Below are 26,107 nucleotides of genomic sequence, written 5' to 3' on the forward strand. Positions count from 1 at the left end.
TCCCAACCGAAAAGGAGCGTGCGATGGCCAACGCCGCCAAAGCTCATGATCCGGGTTCGCAAGATCTAGGCTCATACGACAACCGGGCCGGGACGGCTCACGTCGATCCGTTCGCGCAGGCGCATCTGCCGCCGCGCGAACTCTGGCCGGACTTCATTTTTACGCGGCCGGAGCTGCAATATCCGGCGCGCCTGAACTGCGTCAGCTATTTCCTCGACCGCTGGGTCGAGCAGGGCCATGGCGACGCGCCATGCGTCATCAGCCCGTCCGTCAGCTACACCTATAAAGAGCTGCAACAGCTCGTAAACCGCATCGCCAACGTGCTGGTCGGCAAGCTCGGCCTCGTCACCGGCGGGCGCGTGCTGCTGCGCTCGGCCAACAACCCGATGATGGTCGCGGCGTATTTGGCCATCATCAAGGCCGGCGGCATCGTCGTGGCGACCATGCCGCTGCTGCGTGCGAAGGAATTGTCCTATCCGATCCAGAAGGCGGAGATTTCGCTGGCGCTGTGCGACGGCAAGCTCGCCGAGGAAATGGAGAAAGCAAGACTCGCGGCGCCCGGCCTCAAGCACGTCGTCTATTGGGGCACGGACGCGGCCGACTCGCTCGAAAACCTCGCCGCGGATGCGAGCCCGGAATTCACAGCGGTCGATACCGCCTCCGACGACATCTGCCTGATCGCCTTCACCTCGGGCACGACGGGCGATCCCAAGGGCACCATGCATTTCCATCGCGACATGCTCGCGGTGTGCGACGGCTATGCGCGCAATATTTTGCGTGCGAAGCAGGACGATCGCTTCATCGGCTCGGCGCCGCTCGCCTTCACCTTCGGCTTCGGCGGCGTGCTGTTTCCGATGCATATCGGCGCGTCCTTCGTGGTGCTGGAGAACACGACGCCGGACAATTTTCTTGCCGCCATCGAGCAGTACAAGACGACCGTCTGCTTCACCGCGCCGACCGCCTATCGCGCGATCCTCGGCAAGCTCGCGGGCCGCGACATCTCCTCGCTGCGCAAATGCGTCTCCGCCGGCGAGACGCTGCCAAAACCGACCTACGATGCCTGGCTGAAAGCGACCGGTATCAAGCTGATGGACGGCATCGGCTCGACCGAGCTGCTGCACATCTTCATCAGCGCGACCGAGGACGAGATCCGCCCGGGCGCGACGGGCAAGCCGGTGCCGGGCTATGAGGCCAAGATCGTGGACGACAATGGCAACGACGTTCCGCCGGGCACGATGGGCAAGCTTGCGGTGCGCGGTCCGACAGGTTGCCGTTATCTCGCCGACGAGCGGCAGCGCAAATATGTCCAGAACGGCTGGAACGTCACCGGCGACACCTATGTCATGGATAGCGATGGCTACTTCTGGTACCAGTCGCGCTCCGACGACATGATCGTGTCGGCCGGCTACAACATCGCGGGCACCGACGTGGAAGCCGCGCTGATGACGCATCCCGCCGTCGTCGAATGCGGCGTCGTCGCCGCCCCGGACGAAGCGCGCGGCATGATCGTGAAGGCCTATGTCATTCCGGCGCCGGGCGTTACGGCAGATACAAAACTCGTCACCGAGTTGCAGGAGCACGTCAAGCGCGAGATCGCGCCTTACAAATATCCGCGCGCGATTGAATTCGTCACGCAATTGCCGAAGACCGAGACGGGCAAGCTGAAGCGCTTTGCGCTGCGCCAGATGGCGCAGACAGCAGCGGGATAACGATGGAGCGCACCGTGCAGATCCTGCAGCCGTCCGGCTGGCCGATGCCAAAGGGCTACGCCAACGGCGTCGCGGCCGGTGGCCGCATCGTCGTGACCGGCGGCGTGATCGGCTGGGATGCCGAGGAGCGTCTTGCCGACGGCTTTCTCGCGCAGGTGCGCCAGACGCTCGAGAACATCGTGGCCATTCTGGCCGAAGGCGGCGCGCGGCCGGAGCATCTGGTGCGGTTGACCTGGTACGTCGTCGACATGGACGAGTACCTTGCCAATTCAAAGGAGCTCGGCCGCATCTATCGCGAGATCATTGGCGCGCACTATCCGGCCATGGCGCTCGTGCAGGTCGTGCGCCTGGTCGAGACCGCCGCGCGCGTCGAGATCGAGGCGACCGCGGTGATCCCGCGCTAGCCGACGCTCATCAGCCCGCTTTGGCGAGGCGGTCGTCTTCCGGCGAGTTCAGATAGACGCCGGTGATCGTGTCGACCCAGCACAGATGGTCGTGCACCTTCTTCACGCCTTCGACGTTCTCGGCGGCGACGATGGCCGCCTGGCGGCTGCGTTCCTCGGTGATCACGCCGGAGAGGTGGACGATGCCGTCGCGGACGATGACGTTGAGCCCGTAGGGGCACCAGTCGGTCTTCTCCATCGTATCGATGATGCGGTTGCGGATGTGATCGTCATCGGCGGTCGGGTCCGGCACCTGGCGGGCGAGGCTCGCAACCGCCTGCAGCAGGCTGGCGCGCGAGACGATGCCGACGACCTTGTCGCCGCGCACCACCGGCAGGCGCTTGATGTTCTTCTGCTCCATGAGGTCGGCGATCTCGGCGAGCGCGGTGTCCTCGTTGATCGTCACCGGCGTCGTCGTCATGACCTCACCGACCTTGCGGCCGTGCTCGCCGACGAAATCGTTGGCCGACGTGCCGGGGCCGAGAATGAAGCGCAGCCAGTTCCGCCGCTTGCGCTGCGTGCCGATCTCGCTGCGGCGAAGGAAGTCGCCCTCGGAGACGATGCCGACCAGCTTGCCCTGGCCGTCGATCACCGGAAGCCCGCTGACGTGACGCTGCAGCATCAGGTTTGCGGCGTCGACGATTGACGTCTCGGGGGTGACCGAAATGACCGAACGGGTCATGATTTGGTGGGCGCGCATGGGGAACTCCGCAAGAGGTTCGGACGAGTGATGGTAAAACCATAGTCCGGGCACGGCTGGCGGAGTTGACTCAAGTCAAGGGCGGGACGACCATTTGGCCGCGGTTGGGAGCTGGATCCGGGCTTGACTCAGCTCAATGTTCCCAGGGCCGCCACGCCTATCCTGATTTGAGATTCCGAGACGATGGGAGAGTGCCGTGAGCGAGCCTGCCAAAGCATCCGAGACATCCGATATCATGGCTGCCGTGCCGATGGCGCCCGATGCGGTTGCGCGGATCGCCGACGCAAACCGTCGGGCGCTGAATACGATCCTGGGCGCGCAACGCCTCCTGTTCGAGGAAACCGCCTTTGCCGCCGGCGAGATCCTGGATCGCGCGCAGACCGAGACGCATCTGTTCGCCGAGTTCATCTCAAAACTCGCAGCCTCGCATTCGGTCAGGGACTGGACCGCGATGTGCCGGGATTGCAGCCAGCACCAGCTCGATTTCCTGCGCCGCGACAGCGATCGGCTGTTCAAGCATGGGGAACGCTTGGTGGAGGCGACGTCCCGCCTGGTCGATAGCTCACGCTGACTGTGACTGTCATGGCTGCCATGCAGACTTCGACGATCGCACGCGCCGAGGCGTCGCCCGTTGTCGAGCCGCCGATCAATCAGCCCGCGAGTGCGTGTGCGCCTGCAGCGGCAGTGCCGCCTGAAAGGCCGATGCCGGAGCCCTATCCCGTCGACCGCACGCTTCATGCCCTGCTGGCGCGCTTCAACGGCGGGATCTCGCCGGTCGCGCTGTCGCTCGCTTATCTCGACTGGGCGTCGCATCTTGCGACCGCGCCGCAGCGCCAGATCGAGCTGGTCCATGACGCCGTGCGCGATGCCGGCCGGCTGGTCGAGGCCGCGACCCATATGTCCGCGGACAGCAAGCCCTGGTCCGTCACCAGGCCGCAGGCCCAGGACCGGCGTTTTGCAAAACCCGCATGGGAGCGCGCGCCGTTCAATCTGCTGGCGCAGGGCTTTCTGCTTGGTGAGGAATGGTGGCGCAAGGCGACCACCGGCGTCCGCGGTGTTTCACCCGCCAACGAGGCGATCGTCGAGTTCTCGATCCGCCAGGTGCTCGACATGCTGGCACCGTCGAACTTTGCGGTCACCAATCCGGACGTGCTGCAAAAGGCGCTTCAGAGCGGCGGCGCGAATTTCGTCGCCGGCTGGCAGAACTGGCGTAACGACCTGATGCAGGTGATCGCCGCCGGCAAGCAGGGCGGCGCCCGGAATGCCGCCGTCGGCAAGACCGTGGCGACGTCACCCGGCAAAATCGTCTATCGCAATGAGCTGATCGAACTGATCCAGTACAGCCCGACCACCGACAAGGTGCGGCCGGAGCCGGTCCTGATCGTACCGGCCTGGATCATGAAATACTACATCCTCGATCTGTCGCCGCAGAATTCGCTGGTGAAGCATCTCACCGGCGAGGGCTTTACCGTGTTCGCGATCTCCTGGCGCAATCCGACCGCTGACGATCGCAACGTCGCGTTCGACGATTATCGCCGGCTCGGCGTCAAGGCTGCGCTCGACACCATCGGCTGCATCCTGCCGCGCCGAAAAATCCACGCGCTGGGTTATTGCCTCGGCGGCACGCTGCTGTCGATCGCCGCGGCCGCCATGGCGCGTGACGGCGACAACCGGCTGAAGACGATCACGCTGCTGGCCGCGCAGACGGATTTCACCGAAGCGGGCGAGCTGACGCTGTTCATCAACGAGAGCCAGGTCGCCTTCCTCGAGGACATCATGTGGGAGCGCGGCTATCTCGATACCACGCAGATGGCGGGCGCCTTTCAGCTCCTGCGCTCGAACGATCTGATCTGGTCGCGCCTGTCGCACGACTATTTGTTGGGCGAACGTGCGCCGCCGAGCGACCTGATGGCCTGGAACGCGGATGCGACGCGCCTGCCGTATCGGATGCACTCGGAGTATCTGCGCCAACTCTTCCTCGACAACGATCTGGCGGAAGGCCGGTATCACGTCGAGGGGCGCAACATATCGCTGTCGGACATCCATGCGCCGATGTTCGTGGTCGGCACGCTCCGCGATCACGTCGCGCCCTGGAAGTCCGTCTACAAGATCCATTACCAGGTCGATGCCGACGTGACGTTCGTGTTGACCAGCGGCGGCCACAATGGCGGCATCGTGGCGCCGCCGACCGAGGCCGGGCACAGCTATCAGATCATGACCAAGGGCGCCGACACGCCCTATGTCGGTCGCGACGAATGGCTGAAGCTCGCGCCACATGCCGAAGGCTCGTGGTGGCCCGAATGGACGGGATGGCTGGCCGCGCGCTCCGGCGAATGGTGCGACCCGCCGCACATGGGTTTTGGCAATGTCGACACGCTGCCGGATGCGCCGGGCGAATACGTGCACACGTGACGTGCGATGGTGCTGATCGGCTCGGTTCACCTCGCCCCGCTTGCGGGGAGAGGTCGGAATTCAAGCTCTGCTTGAATTCCGGGTGAGGGGGACTCTCCGCGAGTCTCTCTGTCACCGTCCCCGTGGAGACTCCCCCTCACCCCACCCTCTCCCCGCAAGCGGGGCGAGGGAGAGCACCTTCTGCGCGTCCCCGACCTCAAGTTCCTCAAAATGAGTTGCGTACCTCAAATAACCTCTGCTAGCCTTCAAGGCCATGAAGGAGCCGGATACCAGCAGCCCTCTCACGCTGAAGGACATCGCGCGGCAGGCTGGGGTCAGTCTGGCGACGGTGGACCGCGTGCTGCACAACCGACCGGGCGTCCGGCCGGACACGGTGCGCCGTGTCCGGGAGGCGATCGAGCGCAACTCCTTCCAGCCGCATGTGGCCGCCGCCGAACTCGCCCGCGGCCGTGCCCGCCGCTTCGCCTTCGTGATGCCGGTCGGCGCCAACCCGTTCATGCTGCAGATCGAGGCCTATATCGGCGAGATGGCGGGCTGGCTCTCCGCCCGGCGCCTCACGGTCGAGATGATCAAGACCGACGTGTTCGATCCGTCCGTGCTGGCGGCCTCGCTGGAGCAACTGACCGGCGGCGACTATGACGGCGTCGCCGTCGTCGCGCTGGACCATCCGAGCGTGCGCGCCGCCATCAACGATCTCGTCGATAGCGGCACCAAGGTCGTGACGCTGGTTTCCGACGTGCCGTCCTCGCGCCGCCACCACTATATCGGCATCGACAACATCGCCGCCGGCCGCACCGCCGGCGCGCTGGTCGGCCGTCTCGTGGGTCTCCGCCCCGGCAAGATCGCGATCATCGCGGGCACGCAGAGCCTGCGCGACCATGCCGAGCGTATTTTTGGCTTCAACCAGGTGATGGCGTCGGAGTTTTCGCAGCTCGAAATCCTGCCCTTGGTCGAGGGGCGCGACGAGGACGACCGCTCGGAGCAGCTCATCTCGGGGCTGCTCGGCAAGCATCCTGACATCGTCGGCCTCTACAATGTCGGCGCCGGTACGCAAGGTGTCGCCAAGGCGCTGACCGAGGCCGGCCGCGAGAAGCAGATCGTGTTCATCGCCCACGATCTCACGGCGATGACGCGCAAGCTGTTGCTGCAAGGCACGCTTGACGTCGCGATCTCGCAAAACCCCGGCCATGAGGCGCGCGCTGCGGTGCGCGTGCTGCTGTCGCTGGCGCGCAACGAACCGATCTTGATCGAACAGGAGAAGATCCGCATCGACATCTTGATGCGGGACAATCTGCCGTAGCCGCAAGGCGCGGTGCCAGGTGTTTCGAAGTTACCTTCGCGGGAAGCGTGACGTCAGTTTGCGCAACCGAAAACAAGGAAGGGGAGGACGGACTTGTATCTCGGATTGGACATCGGCACGTCCGGTGTGAAAGCGGTACTCGTGAACGAGGCTGGCGCTGTTGTCGCGACCGCCGCGCGCGAGCTTGCGCTGTCGCATCCGCAGCCGTTGTGGTCCGAGCAGGATCCGGACGCCTGGGTCGCGGCGTCAGTCGGCGCCGTCGACGATCTCGCAGCACACCATCCGCGCGAGGTCGCCGCCGTGCGCGGCATCGGGCTCTCCGGCCAGATGCACGGCGCGACACTGCTCGGCGAAGACGGCCGTCCGCTGCGTCCCGCGATCCTCTGGAACGACGGCCGCTCCCATGCCGAATGCGAGCGGCTCGAGCGGCGTTGCCCGTCGCTGCGTTCGATCGCCGGCAATCTGGCGATGCCCGGCTTCACCGCGCCAAAGCTGCTCTGGGTCTCCAGGCACGAGCCCGAGATTTTCGATCGTGTAGACAAGGTGCTGCTGCCGAAAGCCTATGTCCGCTACCGCCTCACCGGCGAGATGGTCGAGGACATGTCCGATGCCGCAGGCTCCCTCTGGCTCGATGTCGGCCAGCGCCGCTGGTCGGCGCTGCTGCTGCATGCCACCGGGCTTGATCTGCGCCACATGCCGCGGCTGGTCGAGGGCAGCGAGGTGAGCGCGGTGCTCGCGTCCGAATATGCAAACCGCTGGGGCATGGCGAAGAACGTGGTCGTGGCCGGCGGAGCCGGCGATAACGCGGCGAGCGCGATCGGGCTCGGCGCGATCGCGCCGGGCGACGCCTTCCTGTCGCTCGGCACGTCAGGCGTCATCTTCCGCGTCACCGACAATTTTGCGCCCGCCCCTAGCTCGGCCGTGCACGCGTTCTGCCATGCGCTGCCCGGTCTCTGGCACCAGATGGGCGTGATGCTGTCGGCCGCCGCGTCGCTGGCCTGGCTCTCGGGCGTGATGGCAACGCCCACGGCCGCGCTGCTCGCCCCGCTCGGCGACACCGTCGCCGGACCATCTCAGGTCAAGTTTCTTCCTTATCTCGACGGCGAGCGCACGCCGCATAACGATGCCACCGCGAGCGGCGCCTTCGTCGGCCTGCGCGGCGCCACCGGGCGCGACGCCATGGTACAGGCTGTGCTCGAAGGTGTTGCCTATGCCGCGCGCGACAATCTCGCTGCGCTCGGCAGTGCCAGCTCGGCGATTACAGAAGTCGATCTCGTCGGCGGCGGCTCGCGCTCGGCGTTGTGGGCGCAGATCTGCGCCGACGTGCTTGGCATTCCCGTGCACCGCGTCGAGGAGGGCGAAGTCGGCGCAGCCCTTGGGGCTGCGCGGCTCGGCCGGCTCGCTGCCACGGGCGAAAATCCCGCGCAGGTCTGCACGCGCCCGCGCCGGCTTGCGACATTCACACCCGACCCATCGCACACTGCGGCCTATGACGAGGCCTACCGGCAGTGGCGAAAACTCTATCCCGCGCTGAAGGAGTTCTCCCAGTGAACGCGTTACCAAAATTCTTCGGCGCAGCCGATCCGGTCGCCTATGGCGGCACGGCCTCCAAAAATCCGCTGGCCTTCCGCTGGTACGACAAGGACCGCATTATCAACGGCAAGCGGCTCGAGGATCACTTGCGCTTCGCGGTCTGCTACTGGCATTCGTTCTGCTGGCCCGGCGGCGATCCCTTCGGCGGCGAGACGTTTATGCGTCCCTGGCATCACGGCACCGATGCGATGGCGATGGCGCGCGCCAAGGCCGACATCGCCTTCGAGCTGTTCCGCCTGTTGGATGTGCCCTTCTTCACCTTCCATGACGTCGATGCGGCGCCGGAAGGCGCGACGCTCGCCGAATCCGTCGCCAACCTCAACGCGATCGGCGACATCTTCGAGAAGAAGATGGCCTCGTCAAAGGTGCGGTTGCTCTGGGGCACCGCGAACCTGTTCACGCATCGCCGCTACATGGCGGGTGCGGCGACCAATCCCGATCCTGACATTTTCACCTATGCCGCCGGCCAGGTCCGCGCCGCGCTCGAGGTGACGAACCGGCTCGGCGGGCAGAACTACGTGCTGTGGGGCGGCCGCGAAGGCTACGAGACCTTGCTCAACACCGATCTCAAGCGCGAGCTCGACCAGCTCGGCCGCTTCGTCTCCCTCGTCGTCGAGCACAAGCACAAGATCGGCTTCAAGGGCCCGCTCTTGATCGAGCCCAAGCCGAAGGAGCCGACCAAGCATCAATATGATTTCGACGTCGCCACCTGCTACGGCTTCTTGCAACGCTATGACCTGCTCGATGACGTCAAGCTCAACATCGAGCAGAACCACGCCATCCTGGCCGGTCACTCGTTCCAGCACGAGGTGGCATTGGCACAGGCGCTCGGCGTGTTCGGCTCGCTCGACATCAATCGCGGTGACGATCTGCTGGGCTGGGACACCGACCAGTTCGCCATGAACGTGCCGGAGCTGGCGCTGGTGTTTCACGATATGCTGAAGGCGGGCGGTTTCACTACCGGCGGTCTCAATTTCGATGCGAAGATCAGGCGTCAATCGATCGACCCGGACGATCTGATCCATGCCCATGTCGGTTCGATGGATGCCTGCGCCCGCGGGCTGCTGGCCGCGGCCGACATGCTCGACGCCGAGGCGCTGACCAGGCCGGTCGCTGACCGCTATGCCGGTTGGGCCGGAGCCGAGGGCCAGGCGATCATGGCAGGGCAGCGCTCGCTCGCCGATCTCGCCGATCGCGCGCTGGCCTCCGGCTTCGATCCGCAGCCGCGGTCTGGCCGTCAGGAATATCTCGAATCCATCGTCAACCGGTACGTCTGAGCGAGGCCGAGAATGACAACTACCCAAGCAAGCGGCCAGCCGGTTCTGCAACTGACCGGGATCGGCAAGGAGTTCGGCGCGATCCGCGCACTGCACGGCGTCGACATGCATGTGATGCCCGGCGAAGTCGTCGGCCTGATGGGCGACAACGGCGCGGGCAAGTCCACGCTGGTGAAGATCATCGCCGGCAATTTCCGCCCGACCCACGGCGAGATCCGTTTCGACGGCAACGCCGTCCATTTCCATCGTCCGATCGACGCCCGCGCCGTCGGCATCGAGGTCGTCTATCAGGACCTCGCGCTGGCCGACAATCTGACCGCCGCGGCCAACGTCTTCCTCGGCCGCGAGCTCAAGCGCAAATACGGCCCGATCTCATTGCTCGATCACAAGGCGATGGCCTCGCGCGCGCTGGAGCTGTTCGGCGAGCTGCGCTCGGAAACGCGGCCGCATGATCTGGTCAAGCAGATGTCCGGCGGCCAGCGCCAGGCGGTGGCGATCGCGCGCACGCGCCTGTCCAACGCAAAGCTCGTGATGATGGACGAGCCGACCGCCGCGATCTCCGTGCGCCAGGTCGAGCAGGTGCTGAGCCTGATTCACCGGCTGAAGGAGCAGGGCGTCGCCGTGATGCTGATCTCCCACCGCATGCCCGACGTGTTCGCGGTCTGCGACCGTGTCGTCGTGATGCGGCGCGGAGAGAAGCGCGCAGACAAGCCGATCGCGAATACCAGTCCCGAGGAAGTCACTGCCCTCATCACCGGCGCGAAGGAGGCGGCGTGATGTCCGTTCCCATGGAAACCCCGATCTCCTTCACCAATGTCGGCCGCACCAAATGGTGGCAGCGTGGCATCTTTGCCTCGCAGACCGGCTACGTGCTGGCGGCGCTCGTGGTGCTGATGATCATCATGCATTTTGCCAGCCCCTATTTCTTCACGCAGGGCAACATGCAGAACGTGGCCAAGAACTTTTCCTTCATCGCCATTGCCACGCTCGGAATCACCTTCGTCATCATCACCGGCGGTATCGATCTCTCGGTCGGCTCGATGATGTGTTTTTCCGCGATGATCACCTCCATGGTCATGGTTGAGCTGTCGGCGCCGGGATCGCCGTTCGTCCACATGGCCGCCGACGGCAAGACCGTTCTCGCCAATGTGCCTGGATTGATCCTCGTGATCTCGGTGCTTGCGGGGCTCGGCGCCGCGTTGGTCGTCGGGCTCGTCAACGGCTTCTGCATTGCGATGCTCGGGCTGTCGCCCTTCGTCACCACGCTCGGTATGCTCTCGATCGTGCGCGGTCTCGCTTATGTCGTCTCGAACGGGCGCGGCAGTTTTCCGGGCGGGCCCGATGCCGATTATTTCTACGCGCTGACCTCGGGCGACGTGCTCGGCGTGCCCGCGCCCTTCATCTATCTGGTGATCCTCGCCGCCGTGATGGCGGTCGTGCTGCATCACTCGAGCTTTGGCCGCCACGTCTTTGCGCTCGGCGGCAACGAGAAGGCCGCCGAATTGACCGGCATCTCGGTCGTGCGCGTGAAGATCGAGGTCTACGTGATCTGCGCGCTCGCCGCGGGGCTTCAGGGCATCATCATCTCCGGCTGGCTGGGTTCGGCGCCGGCGAACATGGCGACGTCCTACGAGCTCAACGTGATCGCGGCCGCCGTCATCGGCGGCGCCAATCTCGCCGGCGGCATCGGCGGTCCGCTCGGGGCCATCGTCGGCTGCGTGCTGCTCGAGGTGATCCGCAACGGCCTCGTGCTCGCGCAGGTCAACTCCTACTGGCAGCAGACGCTGGTGGGCGTGATCATCATCCTGGCCGTGCTGGTGGACCGCATCCGGTCGCGCATGACTTAAGAGCATGATCCGGACCCGGAGGGCCGCGTTAGCGCAAAGTGTGAAGCGGTTTTCCGAAAAGATCATGCTCCAACAAAGACCTGAAGCGCATCGCGCTTCAGAAGGGTTACTCCGGACGGACAACGAAAGATCGTCTATCCGCCGGCCGGAGCATCACATCACAAAAGGATAGGCAACAATGTGTGGAGGGATAGAATGAAGAAGCTTCTGTTGGCCGGCATCACCATCGCAATGATGGCGACCCCGGCATTTGCCCAGACTTACAAGTTCGCGGTCGTGCCCAAGGCGATGAACAATCCGTTCTTCGACGTGGCGCGTGACGGCTGCCTGAAGCGAGCCAAGGAACTCGGCAACGTCGAGTGCATCTACAAGGGGCCGATCGAGCACGAGCCGGCGACGCAGGCGCAGATCATCCAGGACTTCATCACCCAGAAGGTGGATGGGCTCGCGATCTCAGTGGCCGACGTCGCGGCGATGACCAAGTCGATCGACGCAGCGACGGCGGCCGGCATTCCCGTCATCACGTTCGACGCGGACGCGCCGGGCTCCAAGCGGCTCTCCTATATCGGCACCAACAACAAGGACTTCGGCCTCGCGCTCGGCAAGCAGTTGCGCGAGCTCCGGCCCGACGGCGGCAAGTACGCCATGGTCTCCGGCGGCCCCGGTGCGAAGAACCTTGCGGAACGTGTCGATGGTGTCCGCGAAGCGCTCAAGGGCTCGAAGTGGGTCGAGGTCCAGGGTTCGCCGACCTTCTGCAACGACGATTCCGCGCTCGCGGTTCAGCAGATGTCGGACCTGCGCACCGCAACGCCGGACCTCGCCGCGATCGTCCCGGTCGGCGGCTGGCCGATGTTCGCGCCTGAGGGCTACAAGGCCTTCGTGAACAAGAACAAGAAGGATATCGACGCCGGCAAGTTCACGCTCGTCGTCGCCGATACGCTGAAGATGCAGCTCGAGCTGCTGCGCGACGGCTACTCCAACGCGCTCACCGGCCAGCGCCCGTTCGAAATGGGCGAGAAGTCGATGGACACGTTGCTCGCGATCAAGAAGGGCCAGAAGGTTCCGGAAACGATCTATACCGGTCTCGACCTCGTGACGAAGGACAACGTCGCGAAACTGTTGAAGTAGCGACGTCAAAGCAGGGACGTCACCCAGCCCCGACGTTCCTGCCGTGGCAACCCTCTCCCCTTGTGGGAGAGGGTGGCTTCGCGTAGCGAAGCCGGGTGAGGGGTCTCTCTCCGCGAGTCCATGCCGCTGTGAATCGTGGAGACGACCCCTCATCCGGTGCTTCTCTCGGGGGGGGATAGATAATCTCTCCAAGATTGTAGGATATTGAAGAAAATATTTCCAAAAGGTCATCAGCGCGGCTTGTTGTAGCGTGTAGCGCTACACGATACAGTTCTCCACTGTCGATTCGAGCCTGTTGGAGGACTTGTCCTGATGGTCGCGCACGAAGATGCCCCGCACCCCGGAACACGTATCAAGACGGAAGTCATTCCGGCCGGAATGTCAGTTACGAAGGCCGCTCAGCTAATGGGCGTGGGCCGCCCGGCGCTGTCGAACCTGCTCAATGGCAATGCCGCTTTGTCCGCTGATATGGCAGCGCGCTTAGAGAAAGCATTCAACTATCCCCGCAAGGACTTGATGGCCATGCAGGCGAGGTACGAAGAGGCGCAAGCGAAGCAGATCGCCTCTCCCACTGAAGCCAAGGCATACGTACCACCTTTCCTATCGATCAAGGCCAACGACGTCGAGGGTTGGGCCACGCACAACATACCGGCGCGTAGCCGCTTGGCGGTCTTCTTGCGTACATTGATACACTCGACAGGCATCCGGCTCACAAGGGTAGATTTTCCGGGCAACGACGATGCTGAACGCCCGGGGTGGGATGGACTCTCGGAAGCGAGCGAAGGAGCGCCTTGGGTCCCTGTGGGACGTTCCGGCTGGGAGTTCGGCGTAAACGAGGACCCCCGGGCCAAGGCTGAGGGAGATTTCGATAAGAGCGTCAAAGCTCATGGCAAGGACGAGCGAGACGAAATCACGTTCATTTTCGTCACACCTCGCCGCTGGGCTGGAAAGGCCGCTTGGGTTAAGGCGAAGCAGGCGAAAGGCCTCTGGAAGGAGGTTCGCGCCTACGACGCCAGCGACCTTGAGCAATGGCTAGAGCAGTCCCTTCCCGGACAGGCTTGGTTCGCCAACGAGACGAAGCGGGTCTCCGCGCAGCACGTTCGTTCGCTCGACAAGTGCTGGACCGATTGGGCCGATGTTTCGACTCCCCCTCTAACGGGCGCGCTGTTTACCTCGGCCATCGAGGCGACCAAGCGCACGATGCTTTCGCGCCTGACTAAGCCACCCGTGGGACCGATCCTGATCGCTGCTGACTCGACCGACGAGGCGCTCGCATTTCTCGCCCAACTGCTTAGCGAGCGTGGCGGCGAAGAGCTCGCTTTATATCGCGACCGCGTTCTAGTGTTCGACAAGCCCGGTGTTCTCCCGCGCTTGGCAGCAGGAGCGCAGGCCTTCATTCCGGTTGTGTTTACACGAGACGTCGAACGCGAACTGGCCCCTTATGCCAACGCAATGCACTGCATTGTGGTCTATCCGCGCAACGCTGTGACTACCAAGCCTGATATTGTTCTCGAACCGGCGAATTACGACACGTTCAACAAGGCACTCGAAGCCATGGGCAAGGACCGCGATGAGACCTCGCGCCTCGCGAATGCTTCGGGACGGTCTCTGACCGTTTTGCGGCGTCAACTTTCGACGGTGCCTGCGGTGCAGACGCCAGAATGGGCGGCGGACCGACCGACAGCGTCGAAGCTCGTGCCCTTCCTATTCGTCGGTGCATGGAACATCAAGAATGAGACGGATAGGGAGGGCTTATCGCTCTTGGCCGGAGGCAGGCCCTACGAAGACCTCGAAAAAGAATGCCAAATCCTAGCTCAATTGAACGACGCGCCGATTTGGTCGCTAGGCACCTATAGAGGCGTAATATCGAAAATCGATCTGCTGTACGCCGTCGCTCAAGCAGTAACACCTGAGGACTTGAGTCGCTATTTCTCCATGGCGCGGATGGTCCTTGGGGAAGACGATCCGGCGCTCGATCTGGAAGAGGATCAACGCTGGGCTGCATCCATCCACGGAAAGGTACGTGAATTTTCCTCCGCTTTCCGCGCAGGCATCTCGGAGACTTTGGTTTTGCTGGCCGTACATGGCAGGCACTTGTTCAAGAGCCACCTTGGCGTTGACACCGAGTTCGAGGTGGTCCGCGTTGTTCGCGATCTACTCCCGACGCCGCTGACCACGCGGATACTGGAAGCCAACGACAGAGACCTTCCTACCTACGCAGAAGCAGCTCCTGACGAGTTCCTTACGATCATTGAGCGCGATCTCCGGTCTGCGGAGCCTGCGGTGTTTGGTCTTCTACGTCCCGTGGATGCAGGTGTGTTCGGACATAGTCCTACCCGCACGGGTCTGCTGTGGGCGTTGGAGGGCCTGTCGTGGAGCCCCGTGACGTTGCCTCGTGCCGCCAACATCCTCGCCCAGCTCTCCCAGATTGAGATCAACGATAATTGGGTCAATAAGCCGGTGCATTCATTGGAATCAGTATTCCGAGCTTGGATGCCGCAGACAGCCGCAAACGCGCGAGAGCGAGTGGAGTTGATGAAGAAGCTGGCGCAAAAATTCCCGGACGTCGCGTGGAAAATTTGTGTCGCGCAGTTCAGCAGGCACGGCCGCGTTGGTGACTACAGTCACAAGCCGCGTTGGCGTCCAGACGGGTATGGGTTCGGCGAACCATTCCCGACGCGGGGACCGATCAATGAGTTTGTACGCGAGATGATCGAGATGGCGCTGAGCTGGGAAAATCATTCGCTCGGAATGCTGTGCGACTTGGTGGATCGTCTTCCGGGTCTGACCGAGGCCGACCAGAACCGCGTATGGGCGCTGATCCAAGCTTGGGCCAAAAACAGAGCTAGTGATGACGATAAGGCCGCCATGCGCGAAAAAATTCGGGTCGCGACCCTATCGCGACGTGCTGCGGTTCGCGCGAAGAAGGGCGGCGCTCCGTTGAACTTCGCTGTAGCGGGCAAGGCCGCGTACAAGGCGCTGGAACCGAGTGACCTCCTAAACAAGCATGCCTGGCTCTTTCGCAACACTTGGATCGAAGAATCTGCCGACGAGATCGAGGATATTGAAAGAGTCGACTACACCGCCCGTGAAGAGCGAATCCAGAACTTGAGAGCCGAGGCATTACGTGAAGTTCTAGAGCAGCGTGGGCTCGCCGCATTTCTGGAACTTGCCGAACGTGGAAATGCCGCATGGGTAATCGGAGTGGTCGCAGCTAGTGCCGTGCTGAGCCAACAAGAACTTCAAGAATTGCTCCTGCTCGCCCTCGGTCCGATCCTTGCTGGTAAGCAAGAGGCTCACGCCTACCGGAATGTTATCGGCGGCGCGCTGCGCACCTTTGTAGGAAATGGCGATAAACTAGAAGCGGTCATTACAGGCGTCGCGGGAGGATTGTCCGAAGACGAAATCGTTCCGCTGCTTGTTCTTGCGCCGTACGGTAGGAAGACTTGGGAGCTAGTTGAGAGGTTAAATGAAATAGCTCAGGCCAAGTATTGGAGCAGCGTTGCACCTTACTGGATTCACAACTCTGATTCAGAAAACAACCAAAGCGTTGAGCTGCTGTTGAAGGCGAACCGGCCGCGAGCCGCATTCTCATGCATTCAGTTGGAGCCGCACAAGCTTGATGCTCAGGTCCTTTTCAACCTCATGTCGGCGATGGCGCAGGGCGGCGAAGACCAACCGGGCCACTACTTGCTCGAGCACTATCACGTTGAAGAAGCATTCAAACACCTGAACGACAGCTCGACGCTGAGGCTCGACCAGAAGGCTGGTTTGGAATTTGCCTACATCGACGTGCTGGCACGCTCGTGGGATAGCCGGGATGGCTATGGCATTCCCAATCTCGAACGGTACGTTGAGGCGCACCCTGAACTCTTCGCTCAGGCAGTTTCTTGGGCCTACAAGCGGAAGGACGGTGCGCCTGATCCAGCCGAGACGGAGGTCTCGCCAGATCGCATCAAGACTATGGCTGAGCGGGGTTATAAGCTATTGGACGCACTTGAGCGAACTCCGGGCCATAACGACCTCGGTGAATTGCAGACAGATCGCCTTGCAAAGTGGATCGCGACCGTCCGTCAACAGTGTGCGGAAGCAGGCAGAGCAAAGGTTGCCGACATCTGCATTGGCAAAGTGCTGTCGCACGCGGCGGTCGGCAAGGACGGCGTGTGGCCGTGTGAGCCGGTGCGCGATGTCATGGAGGACATCCAATCCGAGCCGATGATGAATGGCACACACACCGGAGTGTACAATTCACGCGGCGTTCACTTTCGTGGTGAAGGCGGTGATCAGGAACGCGATCTGGCAGAGAAATACCGGAGGTGGGGAGTCGCACTTCAGATTTCGCACCCCTTCGTGTCCTCGCGGCTTTTGATGGCGCTGGCCAATACCTATGATCACGAAGCCAGCCGGGAAGATACAGCGGCGGGGATTAGGCGTCGCATGCGATAGAGAAATCACCATGGCCGAAGGCGATCCCATCCGCATTATTCCTCACCGTGGCGTAGACGATGACTGCGGGAGCTTTGAGGTGTGGTTCGCAGACGGACGGAAGTCAGTCCGGTTCTTTTGGGACAACCTTGTCTCGCGACGACTGAACCCCAACACCGGCAAACGATCAGACGCAATCGAGAAAGCCACGGCGCTGGCGAGGGCCGAGATAGACAAGCTGGACAACCCGGACGCATGAGTTACCCGAGTGACATCGAATTCTGGCTTCCGCCCGAGGTGCGTCCGCTAGTCGACGCCCGGATCGCGGTTCGCGATTATTATCGCCGCAAGGGTCTGAATCTAGAATTCTCGTTCGACGGCAACTTGGTCGGTGATTTAGGCGAGGCTTGCGCCGTCGAGGAATACGGCATGAAACTCGTCTATACTCGTTCGACGGCGGGGTTCGACGGCCGCACGCCGGACGGAAAGCAGACTATTCAGGTTAAGGCCAAGGGCCCCTCCACCAAGACAATCGCATTCAGCTACTCGGAAGTACACGCCGATCACCTACTCGTCCTTGAACTGGATTTTGATCGCGGCACGGGCCGCGCTGTCTACAACGGTCCGGAACGCTATGTGCGAGAGTTCCTGCCCAAAGAACCGTGGAAGGGTCAGAAGCAAGTCCGCCTTTCGCAACTTCGACAGGCAGCGGCACGGGTTCGCGATGACGAGCGTCTTCCGATGGTTGGGCCCGCCGGGTCTATGACAGGCTGACGTGTTGCTGGTCCCAAACCGGCTCCACGCCAACAAGATTTCTGTTTTTTGCACCGGCCATACACTCAGATGTGGACCGCTTGGGTATTGCTAGGCTATTTCCTGTGTTGACTTTCCCACAAGGGAAGAAGGACGACAGCCCGCAAGGTGAAAAAGATGAAAAAGGCGCGGCTTGCCAACAACCTCGACGTCACCAGAATCGGCCTCGGCTCAGCACCGCTCGGCGGCCTGTTCTCGGCCGTCAGCGATGCCGACGCAGAAGCCACCATCGAACGTGCCTGGTCACTCGGCGTCCGCTTCTTCGACACCGCGCCGCTCTATGGCTTCGGCCTCGCCGAGCGTCGTCTCGGCGCCTTCCTGCGCCAGCAGAAGCGCGACACCTTCGCGATCTCGACCAAGGTCGGCCGCCTGCTGCGCCCGGATGCCTCCTCAGTGGAGGACGATCACTACAAGGGCGCGCCGGCACTGCGGCCGCAATTCGATTTCAGCTATGACGGCGTGATGCGCTCGGTGGAAGAGAGCCTCGAGCGTCTCGGGCTCGACCGCGTCGACGTACTCCTCGTGCACGATCCCGACGATCATTATGACGCGGCCGTCAGCGGCGCCTTCCGCGCGCTGATAAAACTGCGCGACGACGGCACGGTGAAGGCGATCGGCTCCGGCATGAACCAGTCGGAAATGCTCACGCGTTTCGCGGAAGCCGTGCCGGTCGATTGCTTCCTGCTTGCCGGCCGCTACACGCTGCTCGACCAGGGCGCGCTATCAGCGCTGTTTCCGATCTGCCGCGCCAAGAACATCGGCATTCTGCTCGGCGGCATCTACAACAGCGGCATCCTGGCCGATCCGCACACCAGCGCAAAGTTCAACTATCAGGACGCCGACGCCGCGCTGGTCGCGCGCGCCTTGGAGCTGGAGGCGCTGTGCCAGAAGCACGGCACCGAGCTCAAGGCCGCGGCGGTGCAGTTTTGCATGGCGCATCCGGCGGTGACCGTCGCCGTGCAGGGTGCGCGCACGGCGGCTGAAGTCTCGGAGAACATCGCAATGGCGGAGCTGCCGGTGCCGCAAGCGTTCTGGCAGGAGCTGCGCGCGCGCAGGCTTGTGGATGCGAACGCGCCGCTGCCGGGCGGAGCCTGACATGATCATCGACGGCCATCAGCATTTTTGGGATCCCGCGCGCGCCGACTATCCCTGGATGGAAGCTCCCGAGCTCGCGCCGATCCGCCGCGCCTTTGCACCCGCCGATCTCGCACCATTGCTGCGCGCCGAGGGCATCGATGCCAGCATTTTGGTGCAATGCCGCTCGTCGATCGCCGAGACCGAAGAGTTCTTGCGCCTCGCCGATGCCACGCCCTTCGTCGTCGGCGTCGTCGGTTGGGCGGATCTCACGGATGCGGCCCTCGACGAAACGCTCGGCCAGCTCCGCGATTCACCCGGCGGCGCAAAGCTGGTCGGCATCCGTCACCAGGTGCACGACGAGGCCGATCCCGACTGGCTGCTGCGCGAGGACGTGCAGCGCGGCCTCACGGCCGTGTTCGCGCACGATCTCGCCTATGACCTGCTGGTCCGCACGCGCGAATTGCCGGCCGCGATCGCGACCGCGCAGGCCTTTCCGCAAGCACGCTTCGTGCTCGACCACGTCGCAAAGCCGCCGATTGCGACCGGTTTCAGCAAGGAATGGGCCGATCGGCTCGCAGCTTTGGCTGCTTGCGGCAATGTCTGGTGCAAGATCTCGGGGTTGGCCACCGAAGCGACGTGGGACGATTGGGACGCCGAGCGCCTGTTCCCGTACGTCGCGCACGCTGCAACATGCTTTGGCGAGGACCGCCTGATCTACGGTTCCGACTGGCCGGTATGCCTGCTCGCCGGCAGCTACGCCGAGATCAAGGCCGCGCTCGACACCTGCCTGACCAAACTCGGCGGAAAGGCGCGCGAAAAAGCGTTCGGCGGCAATGCGCAGCAGGCTTATCGCTTGCCGGCAGCGTGACGCATTTTTTGCGCCGTCTCGGCTTCCACATCGGCATGAAGCCGCCGATCCCCGCCTACTGTGCATGGGGTTGTTTTCTTCGACATGTGGAGCCAACCCGACCGTCATGCCCGGACATCCGCGTTCTTCGTGCCACAGGAAGGCCGTGGATGGCCGGGACAAGCCCGGCCATGACGATGCGGATAAAGCGTCACGCGCTCGCCGGCACCTGATCCAGGAAGCCCGTAATGCTCTTGATGCGGCCGTCGCTGAGCACGGCGAAGTCGGTGCCCTTGATCGGGCTGTCGACGCCATCGGGCCCTAATCCCCACGAGAAGCGCACGTGGTCGCCAAAGCCGTTGGGCTCGCCGATCAGCTTGAAGCGGAAGTCGGGGAAGCGCTGCTGCACGCCTGCGATCAGCGCATCGACGCCGGCGTGGCCGTCGCCCTTCATCAGCGGATCGACATAGCTCGCATCCGCGGTCCAGCCGCGGCTCAGCATGTCGCGCCGGCGGCTCTCGGTGCGCTCGTTCCAGAGGTCGATGTAGTTTTTGGCGATGGTCGTGATGTCGGTCATGTCGTGCTCCTTCGATTGCGGCCGGATGGTCTCGGCTGACGTCACTATCGAAGGTTCACGCGCGCTGATCGATTACCTCGGAGGTCATCAGCGCGCGTGACGTTTTCGTGAAGCTTACTTCGCCGCGACGACCATGATCTCGACGGTGTATTGCGGCGCCGCGAGCTTGGCTTCGACAGTGGCGCGCGCCGGCGTATTGCCGGGCGACACCCAGCCGTCCCACACCGCATTCATTTCCTGGAAGGTCTTCATGTCGGTGATGTAGATCGTCGCCGAGAGAAGTTTCGACTTGTCGGTGCCGGCCTTGGCGAGATGGCCGTCGATGGTCTTGAGGATATCCTGGGTCTGCTTCGTCACGCTCTCGCCGGCGGCGTTGCTGGCGACGACACCGGCCAGATAGACGGTGTTGCCGTGGACGACGACCTGGCTCATGCGCGGGCCGGTTTCGAAACGCTGGATGCTCATAGGGATCTCCTGATTGAATGGCGGCCCTGTCTAGCGCAGCACTTCGCCCTCCGCCACCCCGTCCGCGCGCAGATGTGGGCTACGGAAATTTGCTGAAAAACGCCCAGATCGTCTCGGCGCCGTCGATGTCGCCGTTCTGCGGCCCGAGCAGGCTTGCGGCGAGCTTCGGGAAATGCGCGTCGGGAAAATGTCCGGGCATGCGGTGGCCGCCATTGTTGATGCGGTACAGCACCACGTCGCGGCCCGTCGGGCATTGCGACTCGATCCGCGTCACCGTGGATTGATCGGCGGGATTGCGGTCGGGAAGGTCGGTGATCGCGGCATCGCGCGCCTCGCAGCCATTGAGCTTGCGCCAGAACGCGAGCGTCTTCTCGGATGACCAGAAGCCGTCCGCGGCAAAATAGCTGGTGCTGCGGCCGCCCTCGTAGGGGATCAAGGGATCGACGGTGCCGTTCATCAGCAGCATCGGCAGCGGGCGCGACGGATGGCAGTTCGCCGCCGATTCATCCGTGAGGTTCATGACCACGCTCGCGGCCGCCGCGAACAAATCGGCCCGCGCGCAGACCAGCGTCATCGTCATGGCGCCGCCATTGGAGATGCCGGTGACATAAACCCGCTTCGGATCCGCGATGCCGTCGGCCACGAGCTTTTCGACCAGCTTGACGATGAACGCGACGTCGTCGGTGCCTTCGGGCGGACCGTTGCCGGCGCGGCGCGCGTTGGGGCGGGAATCGGCCCAGGCATTGTTCAGCCCGTCCGGATAGGCCACGGCAAACCCATCGCGCTTTGCGAACAGCGGCCACGCGGTGCGCGTCACCATATCCGCCCCGCGCTGCGTCTTGCCATGCAGCGCGATCACCAGCGGTGCGGGCTTTGAGGCCGGCGGCTGCACGATGTAGGCCCGCGCCACGCCGTTGACGTCGATCGTGTCGGCGTGCGCAAGCGAGACGGTGAAGGCCGTCGCCGCAATCGTCGCGATGCGCAACAGCCGCATCATACTCAGACCGCCTTCGCCGCCGCGCGGCCGGCGTTGCGCCCCGAGAACAGGCAGCCGCCGAGGAACGTGCCTTCGAGCGAGCGATAGCCATGCACGCCGCCGCCGCCGAAGCCGGCGGCCTCGCCGACTGCGTAGAGCCCGGGAATGAGCTGGCCGCTCTGCCCGAACACGCGGGAGTCGAGATCGGTCTCGAAACCGCCGAGCGTCTTGCGCGTCAAAATGTTGAGCTTGACCGCGATCAGCGGCCCGTGCGCGGGATCGAGGATACGGTGCGGGGAGGCGGTGCGGATCAGCTTGTCGCCGATATAGCGGCGCGCATTGTGGATGTTCATCACCTGCGCGTCCTTGACGTAAGGATTTGCGATCTCGCGATCACGCGCCTCGATCTGGGCTTTGATGTGATCGAGCTTCAACAGATCGCTGCCGGCGAGCTTGTTCATGGCGGCCACGAGGTCGTCGAGCTTGTCACGCACGATGAAGTCGACGCCGTGCTGCTTGAAGGCTTCCACCGGCGCCGGCGCGCCCTTGTTGGTGGCGCGCTTCACCGTCATGCGCCAGCTCTTGCCCGTCAGGTCCGGATTCTGCTCGGAGCCGGACAGCGCAAACTCCTTCTTGATGATGCTCTGCGTCAGGATGAACCAGGAATAATCGTAGCCCGTCGACATGATGTATTTGAGCTGGCCGAGCGTGTCGGAGCCGGGAAACAGCGGCACCGGCAGCCGTGCGCCCGTGGCGTCGAACCACATCGATGAGGGGCCGGGCAGGATGCGGATGCCGTGGCGTGGCCAGATCGGTGACCAGTTCTGGATGCCCTCGACGTAGTGCCACATGCGGTCGCGGTTGATCAGCCGCGCGCCTGCGCTTTCCGTGATGCCGATCATGCGGCCGTCAACATGCTCGGGTACGCCTGAAATCATGAACTTTGGCGGCGTGCCGAGGCGCTGCGGCCAGTTCTGCCGCACCAGGTCATGATTGCCGCCGATGCCGCCGGAGGCGACGATCACGGCCTGCGCCTTCAATGCGAAGCTGCCGACTTCCTTGCGCGAGGAGCTCTTGCCACGCTCGATCGGATCGGGCTCGAGGATCGTGCCACTTACGCCATCGACCGTGCCGTTGGTGATCGAGAGCGCGTCGACGCGATGGCGGCACTTGAAGATCAACTTTCCACTTTTCGCCGCCTCACGCGCGCGGCGTTCGAACGGTTCGACGATGCCGGGGCCGGTGCCCCAGGTGACGTGGAAGCGCGGTACCGAATTGCCGTGGCCCATCGCGTCATAACCGCCGCGCTCGGCCCAGCCGACCACCGGAAAGATGCGATGCCCCATCGCACGCAGCCAGGATCGCTTCTCGCCGGCGGCAAAGCCGACATAGGCCTCGGCCCATTTGCGCGGCCAGTGATCCTCCTCGCGATCGAAGCCGGCGGTGCCGAGCCAGTCCTGCATCGCGAGGTCGAAGGAGTCCTTGATGCCGAGCCGGCGCTGCTCCGGCGAATCGACCAGAAACAGTCCGCCGAACGACCAGAACGCCTGCCCGCCGATCGACTGCTCGCCTTCCTGGTCGACCACGATCACGCGCTTGCCGGCATCGGCAATCTCGGTTGCGGCAACCAGCCCAGCCAGTCCCGCGCCGACGACGATGACGTCAGCCTGCTCAGCCATGATGTCCTCCCCCTGTAGTTCCACGGATAGAAACCCGTGGTGTCGGCCAAGATCAAGGCCGTGGCGCGTAAGACTTCGTTAACTTGTTCCACTTTGGGACCAGGACGGACCAAGTGCAGCGCGCGCGCAACACTGGATTTGAATTTGTTTTGAGCGAGCCCGCGCGCCTAGACAAAATCGCAGTTACGACCGACGCTAGCCTCCGTCTTGCATCACTTGACACACTCAGATTCGGTTCGACTTTGGGGCGGCGGGATATGAAGGTTCTGACGGGGCTACTCGCGGCAATTCTTCTGTTCGCGGGTGTGGGGGCCAGTCACGCAGTGGTTCGCATCGCCGATGACCGCGGCGGCCGGATCGGAACCTATGTCGACAAATATCAGGACCTGCGCAACTCCGGCGAGACCGTGATCATCGACGGCCTCTGCGCATCGGCCTGCACCATCGTGCTCGGTGCCATCCCCTCTGACCGCATCTGCGTAACCTCGAGCGCGACGCTCGGCTTCCACGCCGCCTGGGATTTCGGTGCCAACGGCCGCGCGGTGACCAATCCCGAAGCCACCCACATGCTGTATTCGATGTATCCCTCGCAGGTGAAGCGCTGGATCGCGCACCGCGGCGGACTAACCCCGCGCATGCTCTTCCTGAAGGGCAAGCAGCTCCAGTCCATGTACAAGCCCTGCTACCTGGACGCGCAGGCCTCGACCAACAAGCCGTCGCGCCGACCTCTCCCACAGACGGAAGCGGTGGAGTCCGCCAGGGGCCAGGCGCTTCACTGACGTCGACGTGATTTGAGCCTTTAACCGGCTTTTTGGCCTGCCTGCGGCGCTTGCCCGCGGGCGGGCCAAAGCTTATCTGGAGGTCATGGAACCGGGTCGCTTTCGCACCCGTCATTGTCATGGCTCAACCCTTGTCCCAAGCGCATCCGATATCCGAGCAAGAGCAGGCCTCCGGCAGGGCATCGTCGTTGCCGGTGATGGTCGCCTCTGGGGTTGCGGGCCTGGTGCTGGTCGCAACACTTGCGCTGTGGTTCCACTACGGCACCCAGGTGTTCTTTGAAATGATCAGGACCGGCCTTTCGGCCTGCTTCTGACCCGCGCAACAGGAAGTATTTACCGACATGAGCCGGACCGCCCGCCCGCTGGTGATCGCAACCGCCTTCGCCGCAAGCCTCGTCGTCGGGTTGCTCCTGATGTTCTGGGCCATGGGCGGCGTGAGCAAGGTGGCGCAGCCGGCCGCGATCGGCGGGCCCTTCCAGCTCACCGACCAGAACGGCAAGACCGTCACCGACAAGGACTTGAAGGGCAAGCCGACCCTGATCTTCTTCGGCTATACCCATTGCCCCGACGTCTGCCCGACCTCGCTGTTCGAGATCTCCGAGGTGATGCGGGCGCTCGGCAAGGATGCGGGCCGCGTCAATGCGGTCTTCATGTCGGTTGATCCCGAGCGCGACACACCGGCGATCATGAAGGACTATCTGTCGAGTTTCGATCCGCATCTGGAAGGCCTCTCCGGCGATCCGGCCGAGGTGGAGAAGGTGATCAAGTCCTACCGGGTCTATGCCAAGAAGATCCCGGGCAAGGACGGCGACTACACCATGGATCACACCGCGCTGATCTATCTGATGGACCGCGAGGGCCGGTTCGTCTCGCCCTTCAACCTGAAGCGGACCCCCGAGGACGCCGCTGCGGATCTGAAGCGGTATCTCTGACGCCTGAGGACGGGGCCGAAACGGCGCTCGCGTTCCCGGCCGGATGGTCTATAAGGCCATCCAATTCCAACGAAATCCCGTTAATCTTTGCCGATGGCCCCTTCGCAGGTGAAATCGTCCCGAATCCTCCGTTTCCTGGCCACGCTCGCGGCTGGTGCTTGCCTGCTCGCGGCCGTCCCGAGCGCCCAGGCGCAGCAGACCACCCCGCCCAAGGCTGGGGCAAAACCGGCCGAGGCGGTCACCCCGACCGCGCCGCAGGCGGCCCCCCAGGCCGTACCCGGCTTCTGGGACCCGCGCCGGCGGCCGGAGCGGCCGGACCTGTCGCGCCTGACGGTGATCCGCTTCCTGACCGAGACCGACTATCCGCCGTTCAACTACACCGGCGCCGATGGCAACCCGGCCGGCTTCAACGTCGATCTTGCGCGCGCGCTCTGCGAGGAGATCAAGGTGACCTGCACCGTGCAGATGCGCCGCTTCGAGACGCTGATGGATGCGCTCGCCTCGAACCGGGGCGATGCCATCATCGCCTCCATGGCGGTCAGTCCGCAGCTCCGCGCGCGCGCCGATTTCACCGATCCCTATTACCGCGTGCCGGCGCGCTTCGTGTCGCGCAAGGACGCCGTGATGCCGGAAATCCGGCCCGAATATCTCGAGGGCAAGAAGGTCGGCGTGATCGCGGGCTCGGCGCATGAAGCCTACCTCAAGGCGATGTTCACCGACGCCGAGCTGCATCCCTATCCCAACGACGATGCGATGCGCACGGGCCTGCGCCGCGGCGAGGTCGATTTCATCTTCGGCGACGCGATCTCGCTCGCGTTCTGGATCAACGGCACGGATTCCGGCGATTGCTGTGCCTTCTCCGGCGGCCCCTTCGTCGAGAGCCGCTTCTTCGGCGAAGGCATCGGCATCGCCGTGCGCAAGGGCAACGACCTGCTGCGCCAGGCCCTGAACTGGGCGTTGTTCCGGGTCTGGGAAAAAGGCCGCTACACGGATCTGTGGCTGCGCTATTTCTCGGTGAGCCCGTTTTAGATTTCTTCGCCTCTCCCCGCGTGCGGGGAGAGGCCGGATTGCATCGAAGATGCCATCCGGGTGAGGGGGACTCTCCGCGAGTCCGACTCTCACCGTATT

General features: G+C 63.5%; 24 protein-coding genes. 19 read left to right on the forward strand and 5 right to left on the reverse strand.

Annotated features, from left to right (window positions below):
• Window positions 1–23 precede the first annotated feature (23 nt).
• Window positions 24–1,709, forward strand: coding sequence for a benzoate-CoA ligase family protein (locus C2U70_RS00940; protein ID WP_140975987.1), 1,686 nt, complete (start codon window positions 24–26; stop codon window positions 1,707–1,709).
• Window positions 1,710–1,711: 2 nt separating this feature from the next.
• Window positions 1,712–2,113, forward strand: a complete 402-nt coding sequence (locus C2U70_RS00945; protein WP_140975988.1) for a RidA family protein — start codon at window positions 1,712–1,714, stop codon at window positions 2,111–2,113.
• A 10-nt stretch (window positions 2,114–2,123) separates the two neighbouring features.
• Here the strand turns inward: C2U70_RS00945 and C2U70_RS00950 are convergent, their stop codons facing one another.
• On the reverse strand, window positions 2,124–2,852 hold the full coding sequence (locus C2U70_RS00950; RefSeq protein WP_140975989.1) for a CBS domain-containing protein: 729 nt from the start codon (window positions 2,850–2,852) through the stop codon (window positions 2,124–2,126).
• A 196-nt stretch (window positions 2,853–3,048) separates the two neighbouring features.
• On the opposite strand from C2U70_RS00950, the gene C2U70_RS00955 reads away from it, so the two are divergent.
• From C2U70_RS00955 to C2U70_RS01015, 13 genes are all read left to right on the forward strand, one after another.
• Window positions 3,049–3,423, forward strand: coding sequence for a hypothetical protein (locus tag C2U70_RS00955; RefSeq protein ID WP_246666632.1), 375 nt, complete (start codon window positions 3,049–3,051; stop codon window positions 3,421–3,423).
• Window positions 3,424–3,434: 11 nt separating this feature from the next.
• Window positions 3,435–5,264 (forward strand): PHA/PHB synthase family protein, encoded by a 1,830-nt coding sequence (locus C2U70_RS00960; protein ID WP_186293987.1) that lies wholly within the window; start codon window positions 3,435–3,437, stop codon window positions 5,262–5,264.
• Between the two features lie 253 nt (window positions 5,265–5,517).
• Entirely contained in the window at window positions 5,518–6,564 is a 1,047-nt protein-coding gene (locus tag C2U70_RS00965) for a LacI family DNA-binding transcriptional regulator (RefSeq protein WP_140975990.1), read from the forward strand.
• Window positions 6,565–6,657: 93 nt separating this feature from the next.
• Window positions 6,658–8,115 (forward strand): xylulokinase, encoded by a 1,458-nt coding sequence (xylB, locus tag C2U70_RS00970; RefSeq protein ID WP_140975991.1) that lies wholly within the window; start codon window positions 6,658–6,660, stop codon window positions 8,113–8,115.
• On the forward strand, window positions 8,112–9,434 hold the full coding sequence (gene xylA, locus C2U70_RS00975; protein ID WP_140975992.1) for a xylose isomerase: 1,323 nt from the start codon (window positions 8,112–8,114) through the stop codon (window positions 9,432–9,434). Before xylB ends, xylA begins: the two co-directional genes overlap by 4 nt.
• 12 nt (window positions 9,435–9,446) lie before the next feature.
• Window positions 9,447–10,211, forward strand: a complete 765-nt coding sequence (locus tag C2U70_RS00980) for an ATP-binding cassette domain-containing protein (protein WP_140975993.1) — start codon at window positions 9,447–9,449, stop codon at window positions 10,209–10,211.
• The gene (locus C2U70_RS00985; protein WP_186293988.1) at window positions 10,211–11,281 is read left to right on the forward strand and encodes an ABC transporter permease; all 1,071 of its coding nucleotides are present in this window, start codon (window positions 10,211–10,213) and stop codon (window positions 11,279–11,281) included. The genes C2U70_RS00980 and C2U70_RS00985 overlap by 1 nt, the downstream gene beginning before the upstream one ends.
• Before the next feature lie 195 nt (window positions 11,282–11,476).
• Complete coding sequence (locus tag C2U70_RS00990) at window positions 11,477–12,409, forward strand: sugar-binding protein (RefSeq protein WP_140975995.1); 933 nt, start codon at window positions 11,477–11,479, stop codon at window positions 12,407–12,409.
• A gap of 312 nt (window positions 12,410–12,721) precedes the next feature.
• Window positions 12,722–16,855, forward strand: a complete 4,134-nt coding sequence (locus tag C2U70_RS00995; RefSeq protein WP_140975996.1) for a HigA family addiction module antitoxin — start codon at window positions 12,722–12,724, stop codon at window positions 16,853–16,855.
• A 10-nt stretch (window positions 16,856–16,865) separates the two neighbouring features.
• Entirely contained in the window at window positions 16,866–17,093 is a 228-nt protein-coding gene (locus C2U70_RS01000; RefSeq protein WP_140975997.1) for a hypothetical protein, read from the forward strand.
• Window positions 17,090–17,608, forward strand: coding sequence for a DUF6998 domain-containing protein (locus C2U70_RS01005; protein WP_140975998.1), 519 nt, complete (start codon window positions 17,090–17,092; stop codon window positions 17,606–17,608). Before C2U70_RS01000 ends, C2U70_RS01005 begins: the two co-directional genes overlap by 4 nt.
• A 156-nt stretch (window positions 17,609–17,764) precedes the next feature.
• Window positions 17,765–18,742, forward strand: a complete 978-nt coding sequence (locus C2U70_RS01010) for an aldo/keto reductase (protein WP_140975999.1) — start codon at window positions 17,765–17,767, stop codon at window positions 18,740–18,742.
• 1 nt (window position 18,743) lies between these two features.
• Window positions 18,744–19,592, forward strand: a complete 849-nt coding sequence (locus C2U70_RS01015; RefSeq protein WP_140976000.1) for an amidohydrolase family protein — start codon at window positions 18,744–18,746, stop codon at window positions 19,590–19,592.
• 190 nt (window positions 19,593–19,782) lie between these two features.
• On the opposite strand, the gene C2U70_RS01020 is transcribed toward C2U70_RS01015, so the two are convergent.
• The 4 genes from C2U70_RS01020 to C2U70_RS01035 form a co-directional block, all read right to left on the reverse strand.
• A complete protein-coding gene (locus C2U70_RS01020; RefSeq protein WP_140976001.1) occupies window positions 19,783–20,148 on the reverse strand; it encodes a nuclear transport factor 2 family protein in 366 nt (121 codons plus the stop codon).
• A 114-nt stretch (window positions 20,149–20,262) separates the two neighbouring features.
• Window positions 20,263–20,613 carry a RidA family protein gene (locus C2U70_RS01025; RefSeq protein ID WP_140976002.1) on the reverse strand — a complete coding sequence of 117 codons (351 nt, stop codon included), beginning with the start codon at window positions 20,611–20,613 and terminating at the stop codon, window positions 20,263–20,265.
• Window positions 20,614–20,692: 79 nt separating this feature from the next.
• Entirely contained in the window at window positions 20,693–21,610 is a 918-nt protein-coding gene (locus C2U70_RS01030) for an alpha/beta hydrolase family esterase (RefSeq protein WP_140976003.1), read from the reverse strand.
• 2 nt (window positions 21,611–21,612) lie between these two features.
• Window positions 21,613–23,268 carry an FAD-binding dehydrogenase gene (locus C2U70_RS01035; RefSeq protein WP_140976004.1) on the reverse strand — a complete coding sequence of 552 codons (1,656 nt, stop codon included), beginning with the start codon at window positions 23,266–23,268 and terminating at the stop codon, window positions 21,613–21,615.
• Window positions 23,269–23,525: 257 nt separating this feature from the next.
• Between C2U70_RS01035 and C2U70_RS01040 the strand changes: the two genes are divergently transcribed.
• The 4 genes from C2U70_RS01040 to C2U70_RS01055 all read left to right on the forward strand — a co-directional run bounded on the left by C2U70_RS01040 (window position 23,526) and on the right by C2U70_RS01055 (window position 26,008).
• Window positions 23,526–24,047: a hypothetical protein gene (locus C2U70_RS01040; protein ID WP_186293989.1), complete on the forward strand. Its 522-nt coding sequence runs from the start codon at window positions 23,526–23,528 to the stop codon at window positions 24,045–24,047.
• 131 nt (window positions 24,048–24,178) lie between these two features.
• Complete coding sequence (locus tag C2U70_RS01045; RefSeq protein WP_349629563.1) at window positions 24,179–24,361, forward strand: hypothetical protein; 183 nt, start codon at window positions 24,179–24,181, stop codon at window positions 24,359–24,361.
• Window positions 24,362–24,388: 27 nt separating this feature from the next.
• On the forward strand, window positions 24,389–24,979 hold the full coding sequence (locus tag C2U70_RS01050; protein WP_140976007.1) for an SCO family protein: 591 nt from the start codon (window positions 24,389–24,391) through the stop codon (window positions 24,977–24,979).
• 93 nt (window positions 24,980–25,072) lie between these two features.
• Window positions 25,073–26,008, forward strand: a complete 936-nt coding sequence (locus C2U70_RS01055) for a transporter substrate-binding domain-containing protein (protein WP_140976008.1) — start codon at window positions 25,073–25,075, stop codon at window positions 26,006–26,008.
• The last annotated feature ends 99 nt before the right edge of the window (window positions 26,009–26,107 follow it).

Origin of the sequence: Bradyrhizobium guangdongense (genome assembly GCF_006483445.1) — a bacterium.
In the GTDB taxonomy this organism is placed as follows: Bacteria; Pseudomonadota; Alphaproteobacteria; order Rhizobiales; family Xanthobacteraceae; genus Bradyrhizobium; species Bradyrhizobium guangdongense_A.

Bases quoted from the DNA above. Each gene is read 5' to 3' on its own strand.
- C2U70_RS00940 (WP_140975987.1), top strand. From the start codon at position 24: ATGGCCAACGCCGCCAAAGCTCATGATCCGGGTTCGCAAGATCTAGGC.
- C2U70_RS00945 (WP_140975988.1), top strand. From the start codon at position 1,712: ATGGAGCGCACCGTGCAGATCCTGCAGCCGTCCGGCTGGCCGATGCCA.
- C2U70_RS00950 (WP_140975989.1), bottom strand. From the start codon at position 2,852: ATGCGCGCCCACCAAATCATGACCCGTTCGGTCATTTCGGTCACCCCC.
- C2U70_RS00960 (WP_186293987.1), top strand. From the start codon at position 3,435: ATGGCTGCCATGCAGACTTCGACGATCGCACGCGCCGAGGCGTCGCCC.
- C2U70_RS00965 (WP_140975990.1), top strand. From the start codon at position 5,518: ATGAAGGAGCCGGATACCAGCAGCCCTCTCACGCTGAAGGACATCGCG.
- C2U70_RS00980 (WP_140975993.1), top strand. From the start codon at position 9,447: ATGACAACTACCCAAGCAAGCGGCCAGCCGGTTCTGCAACTGACCGGG.
- C2U70_RS00985 (WP_186293988.1), top strand. From the start codon at position 10,211: ATGTCCGTTCCCATGGAAACCCCGATCTCCTTCACCAATGTCGGCCGC.
- C2U70_RS00990 (WP_140975995.1), top strand. From the start codon at position 11,477: ATGAAGAAGCTTCTGTTGGCCGGCATCACCATCGCAATGATGGCGACC.
- C2U70_RS00995 (WP_140975996.1), top strand. From the start codon at position 12,722: ATGGTCGCGCACGAAGATGCCCCGCACCCCGGAACACGTATCAAGACG.
- C2U70_RS01000 (WP_140975997.1), top strand. From the start codon at position 16,866: ATGGCCGAAGGCGATCCCATCCGCATTATTCCTCACCGTGGCGTAGAC.
- C2U70_RS01005 (WP_140975998.1), top strand. From the start codon at position 17,090: ATGAGTTACCCGAGTGACATCGAATTCTGGCTTCCGCCCGAGGTGCGT.
- C2U70_RS01010 (WP_140975999.1), top strand. From the start codon at position 17,765: ATGAAAAAGGCGCGGCTTGCCAACAACCTCGACGTCACCAGAATCGGC.
- C2U70_RS01015 (WP_140976000.1), top strand. From the start codon at position 18,744: ATGATCATCGACGGCCATCAGCATTTTTGGGATCCCGCGCGCGCCGAC.
- C2U70_RS01020 (WP_140976001.1), bottom strand. From the start codon at position 20,148: ATGACCGACATCACGACCATCGCCAAAAACTACATCGACCTCTGGAAC.
- C2U70_RS01025 (WP_140976002.1), bottom strand. From the start codon at position 20,613: ATGAGCATCCAGCGTTTCGAAACCGGCCCGCGCATGAGCCAGGTCGTC.
- C2U70_RS01030 (WP_140976003.1), bottom strand. From the start codon at position 21,610: ATGATGCGGCTGTTGCGCATCGCGACGATTGCGGCGACGGCCTTCACC.
- C2U70_RS01035 (WP_140976004.1), bottom strand. From the start codon at position 23,268: ATGGCTGAGCAGGCTGACGTCATCGTCGTCGGCGCGGGACTGGCTGGG.
- C2U70_RS01040 (WP_186293989.1), top strand. From the start codon at position 23,526: ATGAAGGTTCTGACGGGGCTACTCGCGGCAATTCTTCTGTTCGCGGGT.
- C2U70_RS01050 (WP_140976007.1), top strand. From the start codon at position 24,389: ATGAGCCGGACCGCCCGCCCGCTGGTGATCGCAACCGCCTTCGCCGCA.
- C2U70_RS01055 (WP_140976008.1), top strand. From the start codon at position 25,073: ATGGCCCCTTCGCAGGTGAAATCGTCCCGAATCCTCCGTTTCCTGGCC.